16 protein-coding genes are annotated in these 24,515 nt (G+C 74.7%); 12 read left to right on the plus strand and 4 right to left on the minus strand.

Annotated elements, in window-relative coordinates; all coding sequences use genetic code 11:
• Position 1: 1 nt before the first annotated feature.
• From IEY78_RS28205 to IEY78_RS28225, 5 genes are all read left to right on the plus strand, one after another.
• Positions 2-4,522 (plus strand): type I polyketide synthase, encoded by a 4,521-nt coding sequence (locus IEY78_RS28205; RefSeq protein ID WP_189102973.1) that lies wholly within the window; start codon positions 2-4, stop codon positions 4,520-4,522.
• Positions 4,523-4,614: 92 nt separating this feature from the next.
• Positions 4,615-4,869: an acyl carrier protein gene (locus IEY78_RS28210; RefSeq protein WP_189103048.1), complete on the plus strand. Its 255-nt coding sequence runs from the start codon at positions 4,615-4,617 to the stop codon at positions 4,867-4,869.
• A 9-nt stretch (positions 4,870-4,878) separates the two neighbouring features.
• On the plus strand, positions 4,879-5,688 hold the full coding sequence (locus IEY78_RS28215) for an alpha/beta fold hydrolase (protein ID WP_229700218.1): 810 nt from the start codon (positions 4,879-4,881) through the stop codon (positions 5,686-5,688).
• Complete coding sequence (locus IEY78_RS28220) at positions 5,685-6,872, plus strand: glycosyltransferase (RefSeq protein WP_189102977.1); 1,188 nt, start codon at positions 5,685-5,687, stop codon at positions 6,870-6,872. Before IEY78_RS28215 ends, IEY78_RS28220 begins: the two co-directional genes overlap by 4 nt.
• Positions 6,860-7,924, plus strand: coding sequence for a class I SAM-dependent methyltransferase (locus IEY78_RS28225; protein ID WP_189102979.1), 1,065 nt, complete (start codon positions 6,860-6,862; stop codon positions 7,922-7,924). The genes IEY78_RS28220 and IEY78_RS28225 overlap by 13 nt, the downstream gene beginning before the upstream one ends.
• On the opposite strand, the gene IEY78_RS28230 is transcribed toward IEY78_RS28225, so the two are convergent.
• Together IEY78_RS28230 and panB are read right to left on the minus strand one after the other, a co-directional pair.
• Entirely contained in the window at positions 7,891-10,788 is a 2,898-nt protein-coding gene (locus IEY78_RS28230) for a helix-turn-helix transcriptional regulator (protein ID WP_189102981.1), read from the minus strand. The genes IEY78_RS28225 and IEY78_RS28230 overlap by 34 nt on opposite strands.
• A gap of 285 nt (positions 10,789-11,073) precedes the next feature.
• Entirely contained in the window at positions 11,074-11,934 is an 861-nt protein-coding gene (gene panB, locus IEY78_RS28235) for a 3-methyl-2-oxobutanoate hydroxymethyltransferase (RefSeq protein WP_189102983.1), read from the minus strand.
• A 193-nt stretch (positions 11,935-12,127) separates the two neighbouring features.
• Here panB and IEY78_RS28240 point away from each other — a divergent pair, with 193 nt between their 5' ends.
• From IEY78_RS28240 to IEY78_RS28255, 4 genes are all read left to right on the plus strand, one after another.
• Positions 12,128-13,747 (plus strand): MFS transporter, encoded by a 1,620-nt coding sequence (locus IEY78_RS28240; protein WP_189102985.1) that lies wholly within the window; start codon positions 12,128-12,130, stop codon positions 13,745-13,747.
• Complete coding sequence (locus tag IEY78_RS28245; RefSeq protein ID WP_189102986.1) at positions 13,744-14,418, plus strand: TetR/AcrR family transcriptional regulator; 675 nt, start codon at positions 13,744-13,746, stop codon at positions 14,416-14,418. The genes IEY78_RS28240 and IEY78_RS28245 overlap by 4 nt, the downstream gene beginning before the upstream one ends.
• 278 nt (positions 14,419-14,696) lie before the next feature.
• Positions 14,697-15,701 carry an endonuclease/exonuclease/phosphatase family protein gene (locus tag IEY78_RS28250; RefSeq protein ID WP_373294263.1) on the plus strand — a complete coding sequence of 335 codons (1,005 nt, stop codon included), beginning with the start codon at positions 14,697-14,699 and terminating at the stop codon, positions 15,699-15,701.
• 201 nt (positions 15,702-15,902) lie between these two features.
• Positions 15,903-17,138 carry an MFS transporter gene (locus IEY78_RS28255; RefSeq protein WP_189102988.1) on the plus strand — a complete coding sequence of 412 codons (1,236 nt, stop codon included), beginning with the start codon at positions 15,903-15,905 and terminating at the stop codon, positions 17,136-17,138.
• A gap of 37 nt (positions 17,139-17,175) precedes the next feature.
• On the opposite strand, the gene IEY78_RS28260 is transcribed toward IEY78_RS28255, so the two are convergent.
• Entirely contained in the window at positions 17,176-18,930 is a 1,755-nt protein-coding gene (locus tag IEY78_RS28260; RefSeq protein WP_189102990.1) for an NAD+ synthase, read from the minus strand.
• Between the two features lie 120 nt (positions 18,931-19,050).
• On the minus strand, positions 19,051-20,658 hold the full coding sequence (locus IEY78_RS28265) for a multicopper oxidase family protein (RefSeq protein WP_189102992.1): 1,608 nt from the start codon (positions 20,656-20,658) through the stop codon (positions 19,051-19,053).
• 437 nt (positions 20,659-21,095) lie between these two features.
• Between IEY78_RS28265 and IEY78_RS28270 the strand changes: the two genes are divergently transcribed.
• From IEY78_RS28270 to glnA2, 3 genes are all read left to right on the plus strand, one after another.
• Positions 21,096-21,917 carry a DUF998 domain-containing protein gene (locus IEY78_RS28270; protein WP_189102994.1) on the plus strand — a complete coding sequence of 274 codons (822 nt, stop codon included), beginning with the start codon at positions 21,096-21,098 and terminating at the stop codon, positions 21,915-21,917.
• The gene (locus IEY78_RS28275; protein WP_189102996.1) at positions 21,914-22,816 is read left to right on the plus strand and encodes an alpha/beta fold hydrolase; all 903 of its coding nucleotides are present in this window, start codon (positions 21,914-21,916) and stop codon (positions 22,814-22,816) included. The genes IEY78_RS28270 and IEY78_RS28275 overlap by 4 nt, the downstream gene beginning before the upstream one ends.
• Before the next feature lie 329 nt (positions 22,817-23,145).
• Positions 23,146-24,507, plus strand: a complete 1,362-nt coding sequence (gene glnA2, locus IEY78_RS28280) for a gamma-glutamylpolyamine synthetase GlnA2 (RefSeq protein ID WP_189102998.1) — start codon at positions 23,146-23,148, stop codon at positions 24,505-24,507.
• Positions 24,508-24,515 lie beyond the last annotated feature (8 nt).

Here is a 24,515-nt window from a genome sequence, read left to right on the forward strand (position 1 = left end):
GATGACGTCCTCCGCACACGGTCCCGGTCCCCGGGTCGCCATCGTCGGCATGGCCGTCCTGCTGCCGGGCGCCGCGGACCTCCAGGCGTACTGGCACAACCTCGCGGCCGGGTTCGACGCGATCACCGAGGTCCCCGCCGGCCGCTGGGACGCCGACTTCTACGACCCGCGGGCGGTGGGACGCTCGGACCGGGTCTACTGCCGGCGGGGCGGGTTCGTCGACGACCTCGCCGACGTCGAGGTGACGCGGTTCGGCATCATGCCCCACTCGGTGGCGGGCACCGAGCCGGACCAGCTCCTCGCGCTGAAGGTCGCCGCCGACGCCCTCGCGGACGCCGGCGGCGAGCACCGGCTGCCCGACCGCGACCGGATCGGCGTGGTCCTGGGCCGCGGCGGATACCTGACGCCCGGACTCTCCCGCGGCTCCCAGCGGGTGCGGACGGCCAACCAACTCGTCCGCACGCTCGGCGAGTTGCTGCCCGGCCTCGACGCCGAGCGGCTGGAGCAGGTCCGGCAGGCCTTCACGGCGCAGCTCGGGCCGGACGAACCCGAGCAGGCGATCGGCCTGGTGCCCAACCTCACCGCCTCGCGGGTCGCCAACCGGCTCGACCTGCGCGGCCCCGCGTACACGGTGGACGCCGCCTGCGCGTCCTCGCTGGTCGCGGTCGACCAGGCGGTGGGCGAACTCGCGGGCGGGCGCTGCGACGTGGTGCTCGCCGGCGGGGTGCACCACTGCCACGACATCACCCTGTGGAGCGTGTTCTCCCAGCTCCGCGCGCTGTCCGTGAGCCAGCGCAGCCGCCCCTTCGACCACGGCGCGGACGGTCTGCTGATCGGCGAGGGCACCGGCGTCGTGGTCCTCAAGCGGCTCGCCGACGCGGAGCGCGACGGCGACCGGATCTACGCCGTCATCCGGGGCGTCGGGGTGGCGAGCGACGGCCGCAGCGGCAGCCTCGTCAACCCGGACCCCGCGGGCCAGGTGCGGGCGGTGCGGCAGGCGTGGCGCAGGGCCGGCCTCGACCCGGCCGCGCCCGGCTCCCTCGGGCTGCTGGAGGCCCATGGCACCGCCACCCCCTCCGGGGACGCCGCCGAACTGGCCACCCTGGCCGAGGTGTTCGGACCGGCGCCCGGCGGCGACCGGGCGGTGCTCGGGTCGGTGAAGTCGATGATCGGCCACACCATGCCGGCCGCCGGCGTGGCCGGACTGGTCAAGGCGGCGCTCGCGGTGCACCACGGGGTGCTGCCGCCGACGCTGCACTGCGAGGACCCGCACCCCGCGCTGGCCGCCACCCGGTTCCGCCCGATCGCCGCGGCGGAGCCCTGGGAGGCGGACGCGGCGGCGGGCCCGCGGCGGGCCGCGGTGAACGCCTTCGGCTTCGGCGGCATCAACGCGCACGTGGTGCTTGAAGCGGCACCCGGCGCCGTGGCCGGCCGCCGCCCGCGGCCCACCGCCGTGGTGCGGGAGCGGGAACGGGTGCTGCGGATCGCCGCAGAGAGCCCCGAGCAACTCGCCGCGCTGCTGGACGCCGAGGACTCGGCCGTGCTCGCGGCCGGCCTGGACGACCGCTCCGGCGGCCGCGGCCGCAGCCGCCTCGGCATCGTCGACCCCACCGCCAAGCGCCTCGCGCTGGCCCGGCGGGCGGTGGCCAAGGGCCGCTCCTGGCGCGGCCGCGGCGAGGTGTGGTTCACCCCCGAGCCGCTGCTCGGCGCGGACGGCGGCGGCCGGGTGGCCTTCGTCTTCCCGGGACTGGAAGCGGAGTTCCAGCCCCCGGTCGACGATGTCGCCCGGCACCTCGGACTGTCCGGCCTGCTCCCGGGAGACCGCGCCGGGCGGCCGGCGCGGGTCGCGGACGTCGGACGGCACGGTGCCGAGGTGGTCGCCGCCGGACGGGTGTGGGACGCCGCCCTGCGCCGCATCGGCGTCGTGCCGGACGCGGTCGCCGGCCACAGCGTGGGGGAGTGGACCGCGATGATCGCCGCAGGGCTGTTCGCCGGCCCCGCGGTGGACGAGTTCGTGGCGTCCTTCGACCCGGACGAGTTGCGGGTGCCCGACCTGGCCTTCGCGGTCCTGGGCACCTCGGCCGAGCGGGTCGCGGCCGCCCTGGCGGACCACCCCGAGATCGTGCTGTCCCACGACAACGCGCCGGACCAGGCCATGGTGTGCGGTCCGCCCGGCCCGGTGGACGCCCTCGTGCGCCGGTTCCGCGCGCGCCAGGTCCTCGGCCGCGTCCTGCCGTTCCGGTCCGGCTTCCACACCCCCATGCTGGAGCCGTACCTCGAACCGATCCGCCGGGCCGCCGCCGGGTTCGCGCTGCATCCGCCCGCCGTGCCCGTGTGGTCGGCGACCACCGCGTCGGTGTATCCCTCCACCGAGGCGGAGGTGCGCGCGCTGTTCCTGCGCCATCTGCTGGAGCCGGTGCGCTTCCGCCCGCTGATCGAGGCGATGTACGCGGCCGGCTTCCGGGTCTTCGTACAGGCCGGAGCGGGCCAGGCGGGCGCGCTGATCGGCAACACGCTGCACGGCCGGCCGCACCTGGCGGTGGCCGCCGGCTCCCCGCACCGCGGCGGAGTGGCACAGCTGCAACACGTCGCCGCGGCGCTGTGGGTGGACGGCGGGGAGGTGGCCCCCGTGCCGCCCGCGGCCGGGCGCGCCGCACCGGCCGGGATGCCGCCGGTCCGGCTGGACCTCGGCGGGCCGCTGGTCTCCCTCGACGAGCGGACGCTCGGCGACCTGCGCCCGGCGCTCGCCGGAGCCCGGACCGCCGGCGCCGCACCGGCCCCGCTGGAGCACCTGGCCGCCCGCTTCCCCCTGGCGGGCGAACTGGGCGCCCTGCTCCGGGACACCGCCAGCACCGCCGCGGCGGTGCTGGCGGCCGCCGGCCCGGCGCATCCGCACTCCCCGGCACCGCAGGCTCCCCCGGCAGCCGCGGAGGCGCCGCACGGCCCGCCGGCCCCGTCCGGAGGCGAACACGGCGCCGTGCTGCGGGTGTCCACGGCGGCCATGCCCTACCTCCTCGACCACTGCCTCTTCGCCCAGCGCCCCGGCTGGCCCGACGAGTCGGACCGCTGGCCGGTGGTCCCGGCCACCACGGTGATCCAGCACATGCAGGAGTTCGCCGAGCGGGCGGAGCCCGGCACCCGGGCCGTGGGGGTGCGCGGCGTGCACCTGAAGCGGTGGGCGACGGCCAGCCCGCCGGTCGACGTACCCGTGACGGTGACGCCGCGCGGACCCGGGCGGGTCGGCGTGGAGTTCGGGCAGTTCGCCGCCGCCGAGGTCGAACTGGCGGCGGAGCACCCCGACGACCCGCCGCGCCCGTGGACGTGGGATCCCGCCGACGAGCGGCGTCCGGGGCTCACCGCCGGGGAACTGTACGGCGAGCGCTGGATGTTCCACGGTCCGCGGTTCCAGGGCGTCACCGAGCTGACCGCGATCGGGGACGCGCATGTCCGCGGGGTGCTCACCACCCCGGCCGCCCCCGGCGCCCTGCTGGACAACGTGGGGCAGCTCCTCGGCTACTGGATCATCACCACCCTGACCGAGCGGACCGTGGTGTTCCCGGTGCGGATGAAGGAGATGCGCTTCTTCGGCCCGCACCCCGCGCCGGGCGCGCGGCTGGAGTGCCTCATCGCGATCACCTCGGTCACCGGCTCCGCGGTGGAGGCCGACATGCAACTCGTCGCCGGCGGCCGGGTGTGGGCGCAGATCACCGGCTGGCAGGACCGCCGCTTCGACAACCGCCTGGAGACCAGGGTCCAGGAGCGGTTCCCCGAGCGGAACACGCTCTCCCGTGAGGAGCCGGGCGGCTGGTGGCTGGTGCACGACCGGTGGCCGGACCTCGCCTCGCGCGACCTCGTCATGCGCAACCACCTGAGCAGCGCCGAACGCGCCGACTACGAGCGGTGTCCGCCGCGCGGCCGCCGCCAGTGGCTGCTGGGCCGCATCGCGGTCAAGGACGCGGTCCGCCGGTGGCTGTGGGAGCAGGGTGAGGGCCCGGTCTTCCCCGCCGAGGTCCGGGTGCGCAACGACGACAGCGGACGGCCTTGGGTCGAGGGCCTGCACGGCCGGGTCCTGCCCGCCCTGGACGTCTCGCTGGCGCACTGCGCGGAGACCGGCGTGGCCCTCGTACGGCCGAGCGGCCCGCACGAGGGCGGCGGGGTCGGCATCGACATCGAGGAGATCGCCGAGCGGCCCGCGCAGGCACGCGCGGTGGCGCTCGGCCCGGAGGAGCGCGCGCTCCTGGCGGAGCGGTGCGCCGGGGCGCCGGAGGCGGAAGCCGTGTGGTTCACCCGGTTCTGGGCGGCGAAGGAGGCCGCGTCGAAGGCGGAGGGCACCGGACTGCGGGGGCGGCCGCGGGACTTCCGGGTGGTCGCCGCCCGGCCGGACGAAGTGGTGGTGGATTCCGGGAGCCGCGTGCACCGGTTGCGCTGCCGCCGGATCAGCAACCTGGCCGACCTGCCGAGCAGGGACTACGTCGTCGCCTGGACGACGGGCACGGCCGACGAGGGAAAGAGGAAGCCTTGAACAGCAGTCAGGCGCAGGATCCGGTCCGTGCCGGCGAGCCCGGCGGGACCGACGGGGCCGACGAGGCCGCGGTGTTCGGCGAGATCGCCGGGATGCTCCGCGCCGTGCTCGACGAGTACGCGGAGCACGACGTCGAGATCACCATGGACACCACGTTCCATGACGACCTGGACCTGGAGAGCATCGATCTGGTCACCCTCGGCGGCCGGCTGGCGGCCAGGTACGGCGAGCGGGTCAACTTCGCCGAGTTCCTGGCCGGACTCGAACTCGAAGAGATCATCTACCTCACGGTCGGCCGGCTCGTCACCTTCGTGGTGGGCTGCCTGCGGGAATCCCGGGAGCGCTGAGCCGTGGCGATGATCGACGCAGGCGGCGTCGCGCTGCACGTGGAGCGGATGCCGGCCCGGCACACCACCGGCGGTGCACCGCCGCCCACCGTGGTGTTCGTCCACGGCATGCTCGTGGACAGCCTCGTGAGCTACTACTTCACCCTGGCACCGGTGTTCGCCGCCGCGGGCATCGACGTGATCATGTACGACCTGCGCGGGCACGGCCGCAGCGAACGGCGGGCCGACGGCTACCTGCTGGAGGACTTCGTCGGGGACCTCGACGCGCTGCTCGACCGGCTGGAGGTGGCCGGCCCGGTCCACCTCGTCGGCAACTCCTACGGCGGCACCATCGCGTTCAGCTACGCGGCGCGGCGCCCGGAGCGGGTGGCCAGCGTCTCCTTGATCGAGTCGGAGCCGGCGACCGACGCCTGGTCCCGCAAGATGGCCGTCAACCTCGCCCGCGCCGGCGTGGAGTTCGCCCGCACCGACCTGCACGAGCGGCTGACCGAGGAGCACGGGGCGCACGCGACCCGGCGGGTGCGGTCGGCCTCGCGGCTGCTGTCCTCCAGCACCATGGCCCGGGACATCCCGGCCAGCCGGGTGCTCGACGAGGACGAGATCCGGGCGGTGCGCGCCCCGGTCCTGGCCATCTACGGCAGCGAATCGGAACTCGCGGCCCAGGAGCCGTGGCTGAGGTCGCTGCTCGCCCACTGCCGGACCGTCGTGGTGCCGGACCAGGAGCACTGGGTCCTGATGGGCGCCACCCAGCAGGTGAGCGAGCTGGTCTCGGAGTGGGTGCGCGCGCACGACGCGAGGGTGGAGGCCGGCAGCCCGTGAGCAGGTTCCTCTTCGTGGTGCCGCCGCTGGTCGGCCACATCAACCCCACCCTGGGGGTCGCGGCGCAGCTGGTCCGCCGCGGGCACCGGGTGGCCTGGGCGGGGCTGCCGGATGTCGTGGCACCCCTCGCGGGGGAGCGGGCCGAGGTCTTCCCCTGCGCCGCGCCGCCGCTCGACGACCCCGCCCTGCTCCGGCCGTCCTCCCTCCGGGGTCCCGCGGCGCTGAAGTTCCTCTGGGAGCGGTTCCTCGGCCCGCTGGCGGAGGCCATGGCGCCCGGCATCCGCGCCGCGGTCGACGCGTTCCGCCCGGACGTCCTGGTCGCCGACCAGCAGGCGGTCGCCGGCGGGCTGGTGGCCGAGCGGCTCGGTGTGCCCTGGGCGACCTCCGCGACCACCTCGGCGGGGTTCACCGCGTTCGAGGGCATCCCGAAGGTCGAGGCCTGGGTCACCGGGCTGATCCAGGACCTGCGGCAGCGGATCGGCGACCCGGCCGGTGCCGCCGACCCGCGGCTGTCGCCCCGCCTGGTGCTGGCGTTCAGCACCGAGGCGCTGGTGGGGCCCGCTGGATCGTTCGGCGACCAGGTGCGGTTCGTCGGCCCGTCGATCGCACCCCGCCCCGCGCCGGGAGACTTCCCCTGGGAGTGGCCGGACCCCGCACGCGCCACCGTCCTGATCACCCTCGGCACGGCCAACACCGAGGTCGGGCCGCGCTTCCTGGCCGAGTGCGCCGAGGCGGTGCGGGTCCGGGCGGACCGCCTCCAGGCCGTGGTCGTCGACCCCTCGGGGACGCTGCGCTCCCCCCACGACCGGATACTCGTCCGGACGGGCGTGCCCCAACTGGCGGTCCTGGAGCGGTGCGACGCGGTGCTCTGCCACGCCGGGCACAACACCGTCTGCGAGGCGCTGTGGCACGGACTGCCGCTGGTGGTCGCACCGATCCGGGACGACCAGCCCACCGTCGCCGCCCAGGTGGCCGACGCCGGCGCGGGGCTGCGGGTGCGGTTCAACCGGGCGACGGCCGAGCACCTCGGCGCGGCGCTGGACGCGGTGCTGCACGAGCCGGCCTACCGGGCCGCCGCCGAGCGGGTGCGCGCGTCCTTCCGGGCGGCCGGCGGCGCGGACGCCGCGGCGGCGCACCTCGCACAACTCGCCGTCCGCACCGCCGCGGAGAGGTGCCGCCCGTGAACCGCACCGCACGGGTCGCCGCGCTGCGCCCCCGCTACCAGGACGACCTCGCCCGCGGCACGGCGCGGTTCTTCCGGCCGCGGCGCACCGACTGCCCCTGGTGCGGGTCCGCGCGGCTGGCGGTCCGGCTGCGGACCCCCGACCTGCTCCAGCACAAGCCCGGCCACTTCGTCCTGGAGCGCTGCCGGGACTGCCGCCACACCTTCCAGAACCCCCAACTCACCGACGAGGGGCTGGAGTTCTACTACCGCGACTTCTACGACGGGCTGGGGGAGGAGAACCTCGCCACGCTCTTCGGGACGCACGAGCGGGCCTACCGGCTCCGGGCGGGCGCCGTGACGCCGCACGCCGATCCGGGCAGCTGGCTCGACGTGGGCACCGGGCACGGGCACTTCTGCGCCGCCGCCCGGGCCCTGCTGCCCCGTACGGTCTTCGACGGGCTGGACCTCGGCGCGGGCGTCGCCTCGGCCCAGGAGCGGGGCTGGATACGGCGCGGATACCGCGGCGGCTTCGTGGCGCTGGCCGGGGAACTCGCCGGGCGCTACGACGTGGTGAGCATGTTCCACTACCTGGAGCACAGCGCGGACCCCGGGCGCGAGCTGGCCGCGGCGCACCGGGCGCTGCGGCCCGGCGGGCATCTGCTGATCGAGGTACCGGACCCGCGGTGCGCCTTCGGCCGGCTCCTCGGCCGCTGGTGGCTGCCCTGGCTCCAGCCGCAGCACCTGCACCTCATCCCGGCGGCGAACCTGCGCCGGCGGCTGACCGACCTCGGCTTCACGGTGATCACGGAGGAGCATGCGGAGCCGCACGACCCCGTGGACCTGCTCACCGCCGGCTGGCTGGCCGTGAACCGCCTGGCCCCCCGGCGGGACGAGCCGTGGCACCCCGCGCCACCCGGCAGGGCCCGCCGGATGCTGCGCGGCGCCGTGCTCGCCGCCGGCATCCCGGTCCTCACGGCCGGCTGGCTGCTCGACCGGCTCCTGGCCCCCTTGGCCCACCGGGTCGGCCTGTCCAACGCCTACCGGCTGCTGGTCCGCCGCGAGGACGGCTGAGCGCTGGGGCCGGCCAGCGCGGCGGCCAGATGGTGGCGGCCGGCGATCCCCAGCTTGCGGTAGGCGCCCGTCAGATGGGTCTCGACGGTCCGCAGGGACACCACGAGCAGCTCGGCGATCTGCTTGTTGCTGTACCCCTGCACGGCCAGCGTGCTGACGCGCTCCTCGCCGGGGGTCAGCAGGCTCCCGCCGGGTCTGGCGGCCCGCCCGCCGGCCTCGTGCAGCGGCCCCCGCAGCCGGTCGGCGAGCGTGGTGGCACCGCACTCGCCGGCCAGCTCCAGGCCGCGCTGGAGGGCGTCGCGGGCGCCGCCGCGGTCGTCCCTGCGCAGCAGCGCGACGCCGAGGTCGCCGAGCGTGCGGGCCAGGTCGAGGCGGGCCGGGGTGGCGGTGAGCACGTGCGCCGCCTCGTCGAGCAGCTCCAGCTGGCGGGTGCCCTCCGCCGCCCGGCCGGCCGCGCGCAGCGCCACGCCGACGGCGCGCGGGATGCGGCTCTGCCGGGCGAGGTCGAGTTCCTGCTCGATGAGGGCGTGCGCCGCCGGACCGTCCCCCAGCGCGAGATGCGCGGTGGCGGCCCGGGAGCGCCAGGGGCAGATCGCCGGGTTGACCGTCCCCGCGGCGTCGAGGTGGTGGCCGCACTCCCGCAGCAGGGCCAGCGCGGTCCGCGGCTCGCCCTGGGACATCCGCAGCGCGGCCAGGCTCAGCAGGAACAACGGCCGCTCCCAGCCCGCCTCCTGGGGTTCCTTGGGGGAGCGGGTGAGCACCACCTGTTCGGCCGCGTCGAGCTGCCCCTGTTCGAGCAGCGCGTTGATCCGGATGATGTCCAGGGTGGTCGCGTACGGCCGGGTGCCCGCGGCGGGCCGTCGGGCGGCGGCCGTCCGGGCCGTACCGAGGGCCTCGGTGACGTTCCCGCCCTGCCACGCCAGCGCGGCCTGCAGCACCGACAGCGACGAGTCGAGCAGCTCCAGGCCCTTGACCTCGACCTCCTGGGTCAGCTGCCGGATGAACCGGTCCACCCGGTCGAGTTCGTCGAGGTAGAAGAGGGTCTGCGCGACGAAGTAGTGCAGCGGGAACAGATCGTGGCTGAAGACCGGCAGGTTGACGCAGGCCCGGTCGACGAGTTCGGCGACGTACGGGGCCGGGACCGCCGCCTTGAGCGAGTGGAAGGCGTGCAGGGCGAGCAGCTGCCGCTCTCCCGGCGTGCGGCCGACCAGGCCCTCGACGGACACCGGCGTGGAGGGCTCCGGGGTCCGGGCGGCGGGCCGCTCGTACTCCCGCCAGGAGCGCAGTGCCCGCATGCGCAGCACCAGTTCCCGGTCGGCGCCGCCGTGCTCCGTCTCGCCGCACAGCTCCGCGATCAGGCGGTCCACGCCGGACAGCGCCCCGCGCGGCCGCCGGGAGAACTGCAGGCAGTAGGTCAGTACGCCCAGGGCGTCGCGCCGGGCGCTCTTGTCGGTCAGCACCTCCAGCGCGCCGGTGACGTACGACAGCGCCAGGTCGGCGTCGTAGTGGCCGGCCGCGACGCCGAGTTGGAGCAGCAGCGGGCCGCGCTCGGCCGCCTGCGTCTGCCGGCCCAGCGCGGACCGCAGATAGGTGACCGCCACGTCCGGCGCGCCGCGGTGCAGCGCCTCGTCGGCCGCCCGGCGCAGCACCGGGACCGCCCAGGCCCCCTCCACCGGGCCGGCCGCCAGCAGGTGGGCCGCCACCTCCTCGTCGGGCCGGCCGGCGAGATGCGACACCTGCGCCGCCCCGGCGTGCGCCCGGCCGAGCTCCTCGGGCGACATCGTCGCCAGCACGGTGTCCCGCACGACCTCGTGGACGAAGCAGGGCTCGCCACCGGACCGCAGCAGACCCAGCGACCACAGGTCGGCGGCCGCCGCGCGCACCACCGCCTCGCCGCTCCCGCAGTACGCGGCGAGCAGCTCGGCCGGTTTGCGGTCCCCCAGCACCGCCAGGGCACGCGTCAACTCCACGGCCTCACGGGACCCTTGGGAGAGCCGGTGCATGATCTCCTGGTCGAGGGTGGACAGCGTCACGGTGCGCAGGCGGTCGCGGAACTCCGCCGTCGGCCGCACCCCGGCGAGCTGCGCGTGGTGCAGCAGCCCCCACAGGAACAGCGGGTGGCCGCCGGTGGCGGCATGGCAGGCGGCGGCGAAGGCCGCGTCGGGCTCCTCTGCCTCCCACACGTGCCGGGCCAGTTGCCGCACGCCGGGGACGTCGAGGGGCTCCAGGGCGATCTTGTGGCAGTGGTCGGGCCGGACGAGTTCGGCGAACAGCGGGTCGGGCCGGCGGAATTCGCCGGTGCGGTTGACCACCGCCACCAGGACGGGGCGGGTGTCGGCGCGGGTCACGAGGCGGGCCAGCCAGCGCAGCGACGGGGTGTCGATCCATTGGAGGTTGTCGATCGCCAGCAGCAGGGGCCGCCGGTCGGACAGGTGCAGGGCGAGCGCGTCGAGTCCGTCCAGCGCCGTGGCGCCCGAGTGGGGTCCGGCCGCCGCGGATTCCGGGCGCGCGCCGTCCTCCAGCACCCGCCGGGCCACCGCCTGCGCATCCTCCGGCAGCGCCGCCCGCCCGGCTTCGGTGACCGACTCCATGACGGGCCGGAACAGCTGGCGCACCGCGCCGAACGCGAACTCCCGCTCCAGCGGACGGCACCGCGCCCACAGCACCTCGAAGCGCCGGTCGCGCCGGCACCAGCCGTTCAGCAGGGCGGACTTGCCGATGCCGGCGGGCCCCTCGATCTGCACCACGCGGGACCGTCCGGCCGCCGCCTGCGCGGCGACCGCCTCCAGTTCCGCCAGTTCGGAAGCGCGGCCGACCAGTGGCCGGTCCTGTCCGCGCTCGGTGTGCCGCGGTCCGCAACTCACGCGCTCGTTCCCCCAGCCTCTAACCTCGTCGTCGGTCGGTCCCGGGCCACGCCGAAGCTAAGAGGCGGACACGGGGGCGAGAGGCGGGGAGATCGCGGGGCATGGCGCCCAGTCTTCCGCCCCGCGGCGCCCGAGTCCTCCCACTGGGGAGGTCACCGTCCGTATGCCAGGGGCAGTACACGCGGGCGCCGCCCTACGACTTCCGGCGGATGCCCGCCGAGCGGTTCACGTGGTGCGCTGAGCGGTCCGGACCGCCCGGCCTGCCGGGCGGTCCGGACGATCCGCCTAGTGGAAGGTGTGCTCCTCCGCCGGGAAGGCGCCGCCGACGACGTCCTCCGCGAACGCCTTGGCCGCCCCGCCGAGCAACTCCCGCATCTGGAGGTACTGCTTGACGAACTTCGGCAGCCGCCCGGCCGTCATCCCGGCCATGTCGGTCCACACCAGCACCTGGGCGTCGCAGTCCGCCCCCGCGCCGATGCCCACCGTCGGCACGCCCAGCGAGCGGGTGACCTCCGCGGCCAGCTCGGCGGGTACGGCCTCCAGCACGACCGCGAACGCACCGGCGTCCTGCACCGCCTTCGCGTCCCGCAGCAGCTGCTGGGCCGCCTCCTCGCCGCGCCCCTGGACGGGGTAGCCGCCGTAGGCGTTGACCGACTGAGGGGTCAGCCCGACGTGCGCCATCACCGGGATGCCGGACGACACCAGCAGCTCGACCTGGTCGGCGGAGCGCTCACCGCCCTCCAGCTTGACGGCGCCCACGCCGGCCTCCTTCACCAGCCGGGTGGCGCTGCGCAGCGCCTGCACCGCCCCTTCCTGGTACGTGCCGAACGGCAGATCGCCGACGACGAGGGAGCGGGTGGTGCCCCGGACGACCGCCGCGGACAGCATGACGATCTCGTCCAGGGTGACCGGCACGGTGGACTCGTAGCCGAGGTGGCAGTTGCCCATCGAGTCCCCGACGAGCAGCACGGGGATGCCGGCCTCGTCGAAGACGGAGGCGGTCATCGCGTCGTAGGCGGTGAGCATCGGCCACTTCTCACCGCGCTCCTTGGCGGCGGCGATGTCCCGGACGGTGATCCGGCGCGACCCGGAGCCCCCGTACAGGGACTTGGCGACCGGCTTCTGGGCAGGCGAAGGCTGCGTCATGGTGACGACTCCTGTTCCTCATCTCGAGGCACCCTGACGGTGTCCCCGGACTTCCCGTCCATGCTGGCACGGCTCGCCCGCAAAGGAAAAGGGAAGCGACCGGGGTCGCTCGGGTCACCCGGGTGGCCGTACCCGCCCGCGATTCCTTCCGATACGGAACGGGACCGTATCGATGACTGCATAGAGTGACCGGATGGTCACCTCACCCCCCGCCCCGGACACACCCCCCGACCGCCGGATCCCGGACCGCATCCACCGCCGTCGCTGGGCGATCCTCTCCCTCCTCATGCTCAGCCTGCTGATCGTGGTGCTGGACAACTCGATCCTCAACGTCGCCATGAAGACGATCGCCACCCCCGCCCCGGTCGGGCTGGGCGCCACGCAGAGTGAGCTGGAGTGGGCGATCAACTCCTACACCCTGGTCTTCGCCGGGCTGCTGTTCACCGCGGGACTGCTGGGCGACCGCCTGGGCCGCAAGAAGATGCTGCTCTTCGGCCTGGCCGTGTTCGGGGCCGGGTCGGTGCTCGCCGGGGTGTCCGGCTCGCCCGGCGAGCTGATCACCTTCCGCGCGCTGATGGGGGTGGGCGGCGCCTTCGTGATGCCCTCCAACCTCGCCATCCTGATGAACGTCTTCGAGCGGGAGGAGCAGCCGAAGGCGATCGGCATCTGGGCCGGCGGGGTGGGCGTGGCCATCGCGGTCGGCCCGATCGCCGGCGGGCTGCTGCTCGACCACTTCTGGTGGGGCTCGGTCTTCATGATCAACGCGCCGATCGTGGTGCTCTCGCTCGTCGCGATGGTGATCCTGGTGCCCGACTCCCGCGACCCCCGCCCCGGCCGGCTGGACCCGGCCGGGGTGCTGCTGTCCGTCATCGGGCTGGTGCTGCTGGTCTACGGGATCATCAAGGGCGGCCAGCTCGCCGACTTCACCGAGGCCCGGGTGGTCGGCCCGATCGCCGGCGGGGTGCTGGTGCTGGCCCTCTTCGTGGTGCACCAGAAGCGCAGCGACCATCCGTCGATCGACATGGGCTACTTCCGCATCCCGGCGTTCTCCGCCGCGATCACCGCCATCGCGCTGGTCTTCTTCGCGCTCACCGGCGTGACCTTCTTCATCGTCTTCTACGTCCAGAGCGTGCGCGGCTACTCCCCGCTGGAGGCCGGGCTGCTGATCCTGCCGCTGGCCGCGGCCCAGCTGATCTTCGCGCCGCGGGCCCGGCTCGCGGTGGACCACTACGGGGCCCGGGCGGTGTGCACCTTCAGCATGTTCGTGGTGGCGACCACCATGGTGGGCCTGCTGCTGCTGGACACCGATACCCCGCTGTGGCTCATGGAGGCGCTGTTCTTCATCCAGGGCTCCGCCATGGCGCACATCATGCCGCCGGCCACGGTCGCGGTCATGCAGTCGCTGCCGCGCGAGAAGGCCGGCTCCGGCTCGGCGCTCAACAACGTCTTCCGGCAGGTCGGCGGCACCCTCGGCGTCGCCGTCCTCGGCTCGCTGCTGTCCACCAGCTACCGCGACCGCATCCAGGGCACGCTCGACGCGCTGCCCGGACTGCCGGCCGCCGCCCAGCACGCGGCCGGCGAGTCCATCGAGGCGACCCTCTCCCTCGCCGCCCGGCTGGGCCCGGCCGGGCGGCCGCTGACCACCGCCGCCGACGACGCCTTCGTCCACGCCATGCACATCACCGCGCTCGGCTCGGCGGTCGTCGCGATGCTCGGCACCGTGGTGGCCGCGGCGTTCCTACCAGGCAAAATGGTCCCGGCGCCGCAGCCTGCGGAGCCCCACGAAGAGCGGAAGGCGGGCGTGCAGCGATGAACCGGGCGGCGGGGGACTTCGAGGTCGCGGCGGACGGGGGGCAGCCGGCGGCGGTGGTCCCCGGGCGCCGCGGCCGGCCGCGCAGCGCGGCGGCCGACTCCGCCATCATCGAGGCCGTGCTCAGCCTGATCGAGGACGGCGTCTCCATAGCGGAGCTGTCCATGGAACGCATCGCGCGCGAGGCGGGGGTGGGCAAGGCCACCGTCTACCGCCGCTGGCCCGGCAAGAACGCCCTGATGCTCGACGTGATGCGCTCGCTGGACGTCCCGAGCCCGCCGGCCGCCGGCCTCTCGGTCCGCGACGACCTGGTCTCGCTGCTGGAGTTCCTGCGCCACCGCGGACTCGCCAAGCGCGGCTCGGCCCTGCTGCGCACCGTCGTCAGCCACGTCCGGGCCCAGCCCGAGCTGTGGGCGGAGTACCACGCCACGGTCATCCGGGCCCGCCACGAGGCGCTGCTCGGGGTGCTGCGGCGCGGGGTGGCGAACGGCGAGATCCGCGCCGACCACGACCTGGACACCCTCGCCGACCTCTTCGTGGGCCCGATGCTGGCCCGCGCCCTCCTCCACGAGCGCACGGATCTGCCCGAGGCACTCCCGGCGGACCTCGTCGACCTCGTCCTGGAGGGGGTGCGGCCCGGCGCGCGGCCCGCGGCGGCGACGGCGGCGGGCTGAACTCCGCGGCGCCCCGGCGGGGTTGGGTGGCCGGATCCCGCCCGCCGGGGCCGCGGCCGGGGCCCGGGCCGCGACCGGCCCGCCCGGCGTACCGTATGACCGGAGCATGCCTGTTCTGTCACAGCCGCTGTCACACGTCCCGAGGCCGGAACCCCGCCCCCGCAGCGCGCCGTCCTCATTCCTAAGAAAGCACATTACGGGCCATCGCCTAGGGTCGTAGATCACAGGTGAGGCGCACCGAGCACGGCAGTGAGGGCAGCTACATGGCGCAGGCATACATGACGGAACCGGGGCAGGGGCACACCCCCGGGCAGACCGGTTCCCGGGCCGAACGCCTGCGGAACTGGTGGCGCCCCGAGGGCACCTGGCGGCGCGGCATGGTGCTGGCGGTGCTCGCCGTCCTGCTCGGGCTGGTGATGATCCTGCACGCCCAGATCCCCAACACCGTGGGGAACCTGGGCAGTCTGCTGGAGACCTTCCTGCCGTGGGTGGGGCTGGGCATCCCGGTGCTGCTCCTCGCCGCGGTGCTGCGCCGCTCGGCCACCGCGCTGGTCGCCCTGCTGCTGCCGGTCTTCGTGTGGGTCCACCTCTTCGGCGGCCAGGTCACCGACAAGGCCGGCGAGGGCGGCAACCTCACCGTCGTCACCCACAACGTCAGCGCCGACAACCCCGACCCGGCGGGCACCGCCCAGGACCTGGTGAAGTCCGGCGCCGATGTGGTGGCCCTGGAGGAGCTGTCCGGGGACGCGATGTCGACCTACCGCCAGGGGCTGGCGAAGGCGTATCCGTACCACACCATCGAGGGCACGGTCGGGCTGTGGAGCAAGCGCCCGCTGACCGACACCCGGCCGGTGGACACCAAGATGGGGTGGAACCGCGCGCTGCGGGCCACCGTCACCGCCGCCGACGGCCAGCAGATCGCCGTCTACGTCGCCCATCTGCCGTCGGTACGGGTCAACCCCCAGAAGGGCTTCACCGCCAACCCGCGCGACACCAGCGCCCAGGCGCTCGGTGAGGCGATCGCCGCGGACCCGGTGAAGAAGGCCGTGCTGCTCGCCGACCTCAACGGCACCATGAACGACCGCTCGCTGGCCCCGCTCACCTCCCAGATGCGCTCCGCGCAGGGCGCGGCGGGCGACGGCTTCGGCTTCAGCTTCCCGGCGTCGTTCCCGATGACCCGGATCGACCAGATCATGATGAAGGGGATCGACCCGGTCAAGGCCTGGGTGATGCCGGCCACCGGCAGCGACCACCTGCCGGTCGCGGCCTCGGTGAAGATCTGACGGACGGCGGACGGGGGACGGGCCGGCGCCCGGCCCGTCGGCGGGCCGAAACAGGCCCGTCACGCCCCGTTCCCCGGCCGGAATACCGCGCCTGAGAGACTTTGTTCCGCACACGTACTTAGCGCCGGCGGTCCGCCGTCCCGCGCGCTCGCGGTCCGCTCCTCGCGCGCCCGCCCGCACGCCCACCCGGGAAGGTGTTCCATGCCCTTGGCTCTGCTCGCCCTCGCAGTCGCAGCCTTCGGCATCGGCACCACCGAGTTCGTGATGATGGGCCTGCTGCCCGATGTCGCGCAGGACCTGGGCACCTCGGTACCCACCGCCGGCTACCTCGTCTCCGCCTACGCCCTCGGCGTCGTCCTCGGCGCCCCGCTGCTGACCGCCCTCGGCGCGCGCGTGCCGCGCCGCCGGATGCTGGTGGCGCTGATGGCGGTCTTCACGGTCGGCAACCTCGCCTCCGCCCTGGCCCCCACCTTCGGCCTGCTGATCGCCGGCCGGCTGCTGGCCGGTCTGCCGCACGGGGCGTTCTTCGGCGTCGGCGCGGTGGTCGCCGCCCGGCTGGTGCGCGAGGGCCGGCAGGCCCGCGCGGTCGCCACCATGTTCCTCGGCCTGACCGTCGCCAACATCGTCGGCGTCCCCGCCGCGACCCTCCTGGGCCAGCGGCTCGGCTGGCGCGCCACCTTCCTCGTCGTCGCCGCCATCGGGCTGGTCGCCATGGCCGCCCTGGTCCGGCTGCTCCCGCCGCTGCCGGCCGGCGAACGCACCGGCCTGGGCCGCGAACTGCGCGCGCTGGGCCACCGCCAGGTGCTGCTCGGCCTGCTCACCACCGTCTTCGGCTTCGCCGGGGTCTTCGCCGTCTACAGCTATCTCGCGTCGATGCTGACCGAGGTCACCGGCTTCGCGGCCGGTTCGGTCCCGGTGGTGCTCGCCCTCTTCGGCATCGGGATGACCCTCGGCGCCCTGGCCGCGGGCCCGCTCACCGACCGGGCCCTGCGCCCCACCCTCTACGTCTCGCTGGCCGCGCTGGCCCTGGTCCTGACGGCCTTTCACTTCACCGCGCACCTGAAGGGGGCGGCACTCGTGGCCGTCGTCCTCATCGGCGCCGTCGGCTTCCTGACCACCACGCCGCTGCAGATGCTGGTCATGCACAAGGCCCAGCAGGCCCCGACCCTGGCCGCGGCCTCCAACCAGTCCGCCTTCAACCTCGCCAACGCAGGCGGCGCCTGGGTGGGCGGCCTGGCCCTGTCGGCCGGCTGGGGCTGGACCTCCCCGCCCCTGGTCGGCGCGGTCCTGGCCGCCCTCGGCCTGGCCGTCGCCCTGCTGGCCGGCTTCCTGGACCGCGGCGCGCACGACACCTCCCGCATCGTGGCCCGCGGCGACGCGGCGGACGCGCAGGCGCCCGCCGGCACGCGCCCGCCGACCGGGGCCCGCCGGGGCTGAGACCCGTACGGCGCGGCCGTCCGGCCCCGGGCGGCGGTCAGTCGCCCTCCCGCCAGTGGTTGGTGATCGGCAGCCGGCGGTCCTTGCCGAAGCCCTTCGACGAGATCTTGGGGCCCGGCGGGTACTGGCGGCGCTTGTACTCGGCACGGTCGACCATCCGCAGCACCCGCGTCACCAGCTCGGCGTCGAAGCCCCGGCCGACGATCTCCTCGCGCCCCTGGTCGCGGTCGACATAGAGCTCCAGGATGCGGTCCAGGACGTCGTAGTCGGGGAGCGAGTCGGTGTCGACCTGGCCGGGGCGGAGTTCGGCGCTCGGGGGCTTGGTGAGGGTGTGCTCCGGGATCGGCGGGGTGTGGCCGCCGTCGGCGGCGGCCTGGTTGCGCCAGCGGGCCAGCTGGTAGACGACGGACTTGTAGACGTCCTTGATGGGGCCGTAGCCGCCGACCGAATCGCCGTAGAGGGTCGAATAGCCGCACGCCAGCTCGGACTTGTTGCCGGGGGCCAGGACCAGATGGCCCTCCTGGTTGGAGAGCGCCATCAGGGTGGTGCCCCGCAGCCGCGACTGGAGGTTCTCCTCGGCCAGCCCGGTCAGCGGCAGCGCCTGCATATAGGCGTCGAACATCGGGCCGATCGGCACCGTGCGGAAGGACAGGCCCGTACGGTGCGCGAGTTCGGCGGCGTCGGTCAGGGAGTGCTCCGAGGAGTAGCGCGAGGGCATCGCCACCGCGTGGACCTGCTCGGCGCCCAGCGCGTCGCAGGCCAGGGTGGCCACCAGCGCCGAGTCGATGCCGCCGGACAGGCCGAGCACCACGCTGCGGAAGCCGTTCTTGGTGACGTAGGCGCGCAGCCCGACGACCAGCGCGCCGTAGATCTCCGCCAGGTCGGTGAGGCGTGCGGCCTCATCCGCGGCGGTCGGGGGCACCTCGTACGGCAGCGGGTCCGGGGTGAGGACGCGGTGGTCGACGCGCAGCCCGTCGTCCACGACGCCCGAGGGGGGTGTGCGGGCCGCGGCCGGCAGGTCCAGGTCGACCAGCACGCAGCGCTCCGCGAACTGCGGGGCCCGTGCGAGCACCGCGCCGTCCCGGTCGACGACGAGCGAGTCGCCGTCGAAGACCAGCTCGTCCTGCCCGCCGGTCATCGCCAGATAGGCGGTGGTGCAGCCGGCCTCCCGGGCCCGCCTGCGCACCAGCTCCAGCCGGGTGTCGTCCTTGTCCCGCTCGTAGGGCGAGGCGTTGACCGACAGCAGCAGTCCGGCGCCGGCGCTGCGGGCGGCCGGCACCCGGCCGCCGTCCTGCCACAGGTCCTCGCAGATGGCGAGCGCCACATCGACCCCGTGCACCCGGATGACCGGCAGGGTGTCGCCGGGGACGAAGTAGCGGAACTCGTCGAAGACCCCGTAGTTGGGAAGGTGGTGCTTGGCGAAGGTGAGGGCGACCTCGCCGCGGCGCAGCACGGCGGCGGCGTTCTGCGGGGCGCCCGCGGGCCTGCCGTAGCGCGGCTCGTCGCGGTCCTCGCGGTCGAGGTAGCCGACGACCACCGGGAGGTCGCCCAGGCCCTGCGCGGCCAGCCGGCCGGCCAGCGCGCGCAGCGCCGCGCGGCTCGCCTCGACGAACGAGGAGCGCAGCGCGAGGTCCTCGACGGGATAGCCGGTCAGCGCCATCTCGGGGAACGCGACCAGGTGGGCGCCCCGGTCGGCGGCGTGCCGGGTCCAGTGCAGGATCGTCTCGGCGTTCCGGGCGAGGTCGCCGACACACGCATCGATCTGATTGAGGGCGAGGCGAAGGTGAGGCACCCCGCCAGTGTAATCGTCTTTCTGACGCAATGGGGGGTCGGAGCCGATACCGGCGGTGTCGCGAGGGGGCGCCGGCCGCCCGCGAGCCGACCGGCCCCTCTTCCCGTCGCGTCCCGCCGCCTACTTCTTGCGGTAGCCGACGACCGTCATCATCCCGGACTCCGAGTGGTAGACGTTGTGGCAGTGGATCATCCACAGCCCGGGGTTGTCGGCGTCGAAGTCGACGTTCACGGACCGGCCGGGCAGCAGCGCCAGGGTGTCCTTGCGGGGGCCGTCGTCGGGCAGCGCGAAGGTGTGGCCGTGCAGATGCATCGGGTGCCACATCTTGGTGTGGTTGCGGAAGCGGATGCGGACCCGCTCACCTGCCTCGACGGGATACCGCTGGGACGGGGTGTACGGCCGCTGGTTGATCGCCCAGTTCCACCGTCCCATGGACCCGGTGGCGGTCATCACCAGTGTGCGGTCCGGGTCGCGCGGGGCGAGCCGCACCGAGTCCGCGGCCCGCAGCCGCTGCGCGGTCAGCACCCGCCCGCGCAGCTCCCTGGGCCGGGTGGACCCGTCGGGCGCCTCGCCGCCGCCGGTGCGCAGCACGGCCAGCGCGGAGCGCCCCTTGCCCTCGGCGAGCGCGGTGAGCGGGAAGGCCCCGTCCCCGGCCGTGACCAGGACGTCGTAGCGCTCGGCCATGCCGATCAGCAGCACGTCGGTGTCGGTGTGCTCGACCGGCCAGCCGTCGGTGTGGGTCACGGTCATCCGGTGGCCGCCGAGCGAGACGCGGTAGGCGGTGTCGCTGCCCGCGTTGATGAACCGGATCCGGATCCGGTCGCCGGGACGGGCCCGGAAGACCTCCGGATCCTTGGTGCTCCGGCCGTTGACGAGGTGGAAGGGGTGGTCCACATCGCCCGCGTCCCCGCCGAGCAGCCTGCTCCTGGCGCCCATCAGCATCCGTGACGGGCCGTTCGAGGCGCTCGTGGTCCCCTCGCGCCGGCGGCCGCCGCCCGCCTCCGGGCCGTCATGGCTCATCCCGTGGTGGAACCGGCCCCCGCTCACCTCGTACAGCACCGAGTCCGGGTCGCTGCCCTCGACCCCGTCGACCCAGTCGTCCATCACGACGATCCACTCCTTGTCGTACGAGAGCGGCTCCCGGGGGTCGTCGACGATCAGCGGTGCGTACAGCCCGCGGTCCAGCTGGGTGCCCGAGTGCGGATGCACCCAGTGGGTGCCGGGCTCGGTGATCGCGAAGCGGTAGTCGAAGGAGGTGCCGGGGGCGAGCGAGCGCTGGGTCAGGCCGGGCACGCCGTCCATGTCGTTGCGCACCGCCAGCCCGTGCCAGTGCAGGGTCGTGGACTGCGGCAGATGGTTGGCGAGGGTCAGGGCGAGCCGGTCGCCCGCGGTCACCCGGATCACCCTGCCGGGCAGCCGGTCGCCGTACGCCCAGGTCCGGACGGTGTGCCCGCCCAGGTCGAGTTCGGTCTCGCTGGCCGTCAGCGACATGCTGCGGACCGGGCCCGCGCCCCGCCTGCGCTCGGCCTCGGCGACCTCCGGACCGTCGGGGGAGACGTAGCCGGGCGGGACGTCGCCGCCGGGCCCGTGCGTACGGTCCATGCCGTTCTTGTCGCGCGTGCCGGTACGGACGCAGCCGGACGCGCGGGTGGCACCGGCGGGCAGCAGACCGCTGCCGGCCGCGGCGATACCCGCGCCGAGCACGGCGCGGCGGGAGTGCGTACGCATGGGGAGCACCTCGTGGGGGTCTCGGTGGTGCGGTCGGGGCGGAGGTCAGGGGCGCCGCCGCCGGCCGTGGCGGGTGCCGGCGGCCGGGCGCGCTCCTGCGTGCGCGCCACCGTCGGCCGGGGGCGGAGGGCCGTGCACGGCAGCGGCCCGCCGCGCCACGCGGCGGCCTTGCCCTGTTCGCACATCGCGTCCCTCTCGACGGAACGACATCCGGCGGGAGCCGGGGAGGCCCATCCCGGGGACCCTACCCCCTAGGGGTATGACCCTCCCGGCAGGAGCCGCCGATCGGGGGACCCGCGCCCGGCCCGGCCGCCGGATGCGGTCGTCCGCGCCGGTATCGCCGCCGCACTGTCCCTCGGCTGCCTATTCTTGACTTTCCTTCGCCTTTCGCGTGCCTGCCCGCCCGTGCGTCGGCCCGGGTCCACCCGATCACCTGGATGCCCGTGACCCCGACCCGTCCGCCCGCCGCCGCCCGGCGCCGGGTCGCCGCCGTCCTGCTGCTGCTCGGCGCGCTCGCCTACACCGCATGGGTGCTGGAGCTGGTGGTCGCCACCGGGCTCGACCCCGTACAGGCCTATGTCAGTGAACTGGCCGCCGCCGACCAGCCGCTCGGCGGGCTGTTCCGGGCCACCGACCTGGTCGCCGGGCTGCTGGTGCTGGCCGGTGCGCTGACCGCGCTGACGGCGGAGGAGCGCCGGGCGTGGACGACCGCGGGATGGGCCGCGCTGGCACTGTTCGGCGCCGCCACCGCCGCGGACTCCCGGCTGCCGCTGAGCTGCGCGCCGACCGATGATCCGGTCTGCGCGGCCCGGGAGACCGCGGGCCTGGTGCCGGCCACGCACACCGCGCACGCCGTCAGCAGCTCCCTGGCCATGGCCGGCGCCCTCGCCGCGCTGGTCCTGCTGACCGTCGCCGCCCGGCGGTACGGCCTCCGGCCGCCGCTGCGCCGCCTCGGCCCGCCGCTGGTGCTGGCCGAACTCGCCGCCACGCTCTGGACGCTGGCCGCCGTCGCCGCCTTCAGCGCGGGCCGGGGCACCTGGGCGCTGGGCGCGGGCCAGCGGCTGCAGGTCCTCCTGGTCGCCTGCTACGTGGCCCTGCTTGCCTGCTGCCTGGCCCGGGCCCCGGAGCGGCCGGGGCCCGCGGAAGACGTACGAGATCGGGAGCGACAAGGCGCACCGGAGGGGGAATCACCAGGGCAACGACATCGGGAACGCCCCCGCGAGGACCACGGGCGACGACCGCGACGAGGAGACCGATGAGCCGAGCGCCGAGCCCCCTTCCCCTCCCCGTCCCCGGCCGGTTCCTGCGGGTCGGCGGGGTGCCGCTGCACGTGCTGACCGAGGGCCGCGGGCCGGTCTGCGTCCTCAGCGGCGGCCTCGGCATGGCCTGGTACGACTGGGACGCCGTCGCCGCGCTGCTCGCCCCGCACCGCACCGTCGTCCGCTTCGACCGGCCCGGGCTCGGCCTGAGCGCCCCGGCCCCCGATGCGCCCACCCTCGCCGGCGAGGCCGACCGGATCGCCCACCTCCTCGACGCGCTCGGCCACTTCGGCCCGGCCACCGTCGTCGGCCACTCGCTCGCCGGCTTCCACGCCGAGGCCTTCGCCCGGCTCCACCCGGCACGCTGCGCCGGGATCGTGCTGGCCGACGGCAGCATCGAGGACGCCCCCGGGCCCCGGCTGCCGCGCGCGGCCCGCACCGCCGTGGCGGGCACCGTGGCCGCCGCGCTGTCCGCCGCCGGGCTGCCGCGCGCCCTGGGCCCGGCCGTCCGCCGGGCGATCGGCCGCGCCTCGACGGTCGGCAGCCATCCACCGCACCCGTGGGAGCACACCTACCGCACCAGCCGGGTGCTGCGGGCCTGCGTCCTGGAGAACGCGACCTACGCCTACCAGGCCGCGGAACTCGCCGCACTGCGGTCGGCCCGCCCGCTGCCGGCGGCCCCGGTCACCGTCCTCGCGGCGTACGACGGCAGCGAGACGCCGCGGCAACTGCGCTGGCTGGAGCGGCAGCGCGGGCTCGCCGCCGAGCTGGGCGGCCGCTTCGCGCTCGCCGCGCCCGCGGGGCATCTGGTGATGGCCGACGCGCCGGGGTCGGTGGCGCGGGCGGTGCTGGACCTGTCGGGGACGGGGCGGGACGCGGCGGTGCCGGAGCTGCCGTAGCCGGGACGGCGCCGGACCGCCCGGCCGTGAACGCCTCGTGCCCGCCCGGCCCCGCCGTGTGAATGCCGCGGAACGGAGCCGTCAACACCGGGTCAACGCGCCCCCGGCGCGGGCCCAAGACTGCGCCAAGCCCCCCGATTGCCGCCGCCCGCAGCGCTGAGCCCGCTCGCTGCGGGAAGGATGGGCTCCGAGGGGTTACGGGGCGCCGGTTCTGGTTCGGGCCAAGGGTGCGTAATGTGACGGTAACCCCCTCACGTGATACTGGTGTGCCGAACCACGTTGCCCGACGTGGCTCGACAGGCCGATTGACCTGCAAGGATTGGTGACCCATGGACAAGCAGCAGGAGTTTGTGCTCCGGACGCTGGAGGAGCGCGACATCCGCTTCGTACGGCTGTGGTTCACCGATGTCCTCGGGTTCCTGAAGTCCGTGGCGGTGGCGCCCGCCGAGCTGGAGCAGGCCTTCGACGAGGGCATCGGCTTCGACGGCTCGGCCATCGAGGGATTCGCCCGGGTGTACGAATCCGACATGATCGCCAAGCCGGACCCCGGCACCTTCCAGATCCTGCCCTGGCGCGCCGAGGCCCCCGGCACCGCCCGGATGTTCTGCGACATCCTGATGCCGGACGGCTCCCCCTCCTACGCCGACCCGCGCTACGTCCTCAAGCGCATCCTGGCCAAGACCTCCGACCTCGGCTTCACCTTCTACACCCACCCGGAGATCGAGTTCTTCCTGCTCAAGGACAAGCCCGTGGACGGCCGGCGGCCCACCCCCGGCGACTCCTCCGGCTACTTCGACCACACCCCGCAGAACGTCGGCATGGACTTCCGCCGGCAGGCGATCACCATGCTGGAGTCGATGGGCATCTCGGTGGAGTTCAGCCACCACGAGGGCGCCCCCGGCCAGCAGGAGATCGACCTGCGCTACGCCGACGCCCTCTCCACGGCCGACAACATCATGACGTTCCGGCTGGTCATGAAGCAGGTCGCACTGGAGCAGGGGGTGCAGGCGACGTTCATGCCCAAGCCGTTCTCGGAGTACCCCGGCTCCGGGATGCACACCCACCTCTCGCTCTTCGAGGGCGACCGCAACGCCTTCCACGAGTCCGGCTCGGAGTACCAACTCTCCAAGGTGGGGCGCTCGTTCATCGCCGGCCTGCTCCGGCACGCGGGCGAGATCTCCGCCGTCACCAACCAGTGGGTCAACTCCTACAAGCGCATCTGGGGCGGCGCCAACCGCACCGCGGGCGCCGGCGGCGAGGCCCCCTCCTACATCTGCTGGGGCCACAACAACCGCTCCGCGCTGATCCGCGTGCCGATGTACAAGCCCGGCAAGATGGGCTCGACCCGGGTCGAGGTCCGCTCCATCGACTCCGGCGCCAACCCCTACCTCACGTACGCGGTGCTGCTCGCGGCCGGCCTCAAGGGCATCGAGGAGGGCTACGAACTGCCCGCCGGCGCCGACGACGACGTCTGGGCGCTGTCCGACTCCGAGCGGCGCGCGATGGGCATCGAGCCGCTGCCGCAGAACCTCGGCGAGGCCATCGAGCTGATGGAGCGCAGCGAACTGGTCGCCGAGACCCTCGGTGAGCACGTCTTCGACTTCTTCCTGCGCAACAAGAAGCAGGAGTGGGAGGAGTACCGCTCGGAGGTCACCGCCTTCGAGCTGCGCAAGATGCTGCCCGTGCTCTGAGCCACCGC

The organism is Streptomyces kronopolitis (assembly GCF_014646275.1).
In the GTDB taxonomy this organism is placed as follows: Bacteria; Actinomycetota; Actinomycetes; order Streptomycetales; family Streptomycetaceae; genus Streptomyces; species Streptomyces kronopolitis.

Coding starts and splice junctions, on each gene's coding strand:
- IEY78_RS28245 (WP_189102986.1), top strand. CDS start 13,744: ATGAACCGGGCGGCGGGGGACTTCGAGGTCGCGGCGGACGGGGGGCAG.
- IEY78_RS28215 (WP_229700218.1), top strand. CDS start 4,879: ATGATCGACGCAGGCGGCGTCGCGCTGCACGTGGAGCGGATGCCGGCC.
- IEY78_RS28270 (WP_189102994.1), top strand. CDS start 21,096: ATGCCCGTGACCCCGACCCGTCCGCCCGCCGCCGCCCGGCGCCGGGTC.
- panB (WP_189102983.1), bottom strand. CDS start 11,934: ATGACGCAGCCTTCGCCTGCCCAGAAGCCGGTCGCCAAGTCCCTGTAC.
- IEY78_RS28265 (WP_189102992.1), bottom strand. CDS start 20,658: ATGCGTACGCACTCCCGCCGCGCCGTGCTCGGCGCGGGTATCGCCGCG.
- glnA2 (WP_189102998.1), top strand. CDS start 23,146: ATGGACAAGCAGCAGGAGTTTGTGCTCCGGACGCTGGAGGAGCGCGAC.
- IEY78_RS28210 (WP_189103048.1), top strand. CDS start 4,615: ATGCTCCGCGCCGTGCTCGACGAGTACGCGGAGCACGACGTCGAGATC.
- IEY78_RS28275 (WP_189102996.1), top strand. CDS start 21,914: ATGAGCCGAGCGCCGAGCCCCCTTCCCCTCCCCGTCCCCGGCCGGTTC.
- IEY78_RS28250 (WP_373294263.1), top strand. CDS start 14,697: ATGACGGAACCGGGGCAGGGGCACACCCCCGGGCAGACCGGTTCCCGG.
- IEY78_RS28240 (WP_189102985.1), top strand. CDS start 12,128: ATGGTCACCTCACCCCCCGCCCCGGACACACCCCCCGACCGCCGGATC.
- IEY78_RS28205 (WP_189102973.1), top strand. CDS start 2: ATGACGTCCTCCGCACACGGTCCCGGTCCCCGGGTCGCCATCGTCGGC.
- IEY78_RS28255 (WP_189102988.1), top strand. CDS start 15,903: ATGCCCTTGGCTCTGCTCGCCCTCGCAGTCGCAGCCTTCGGCATCGGC.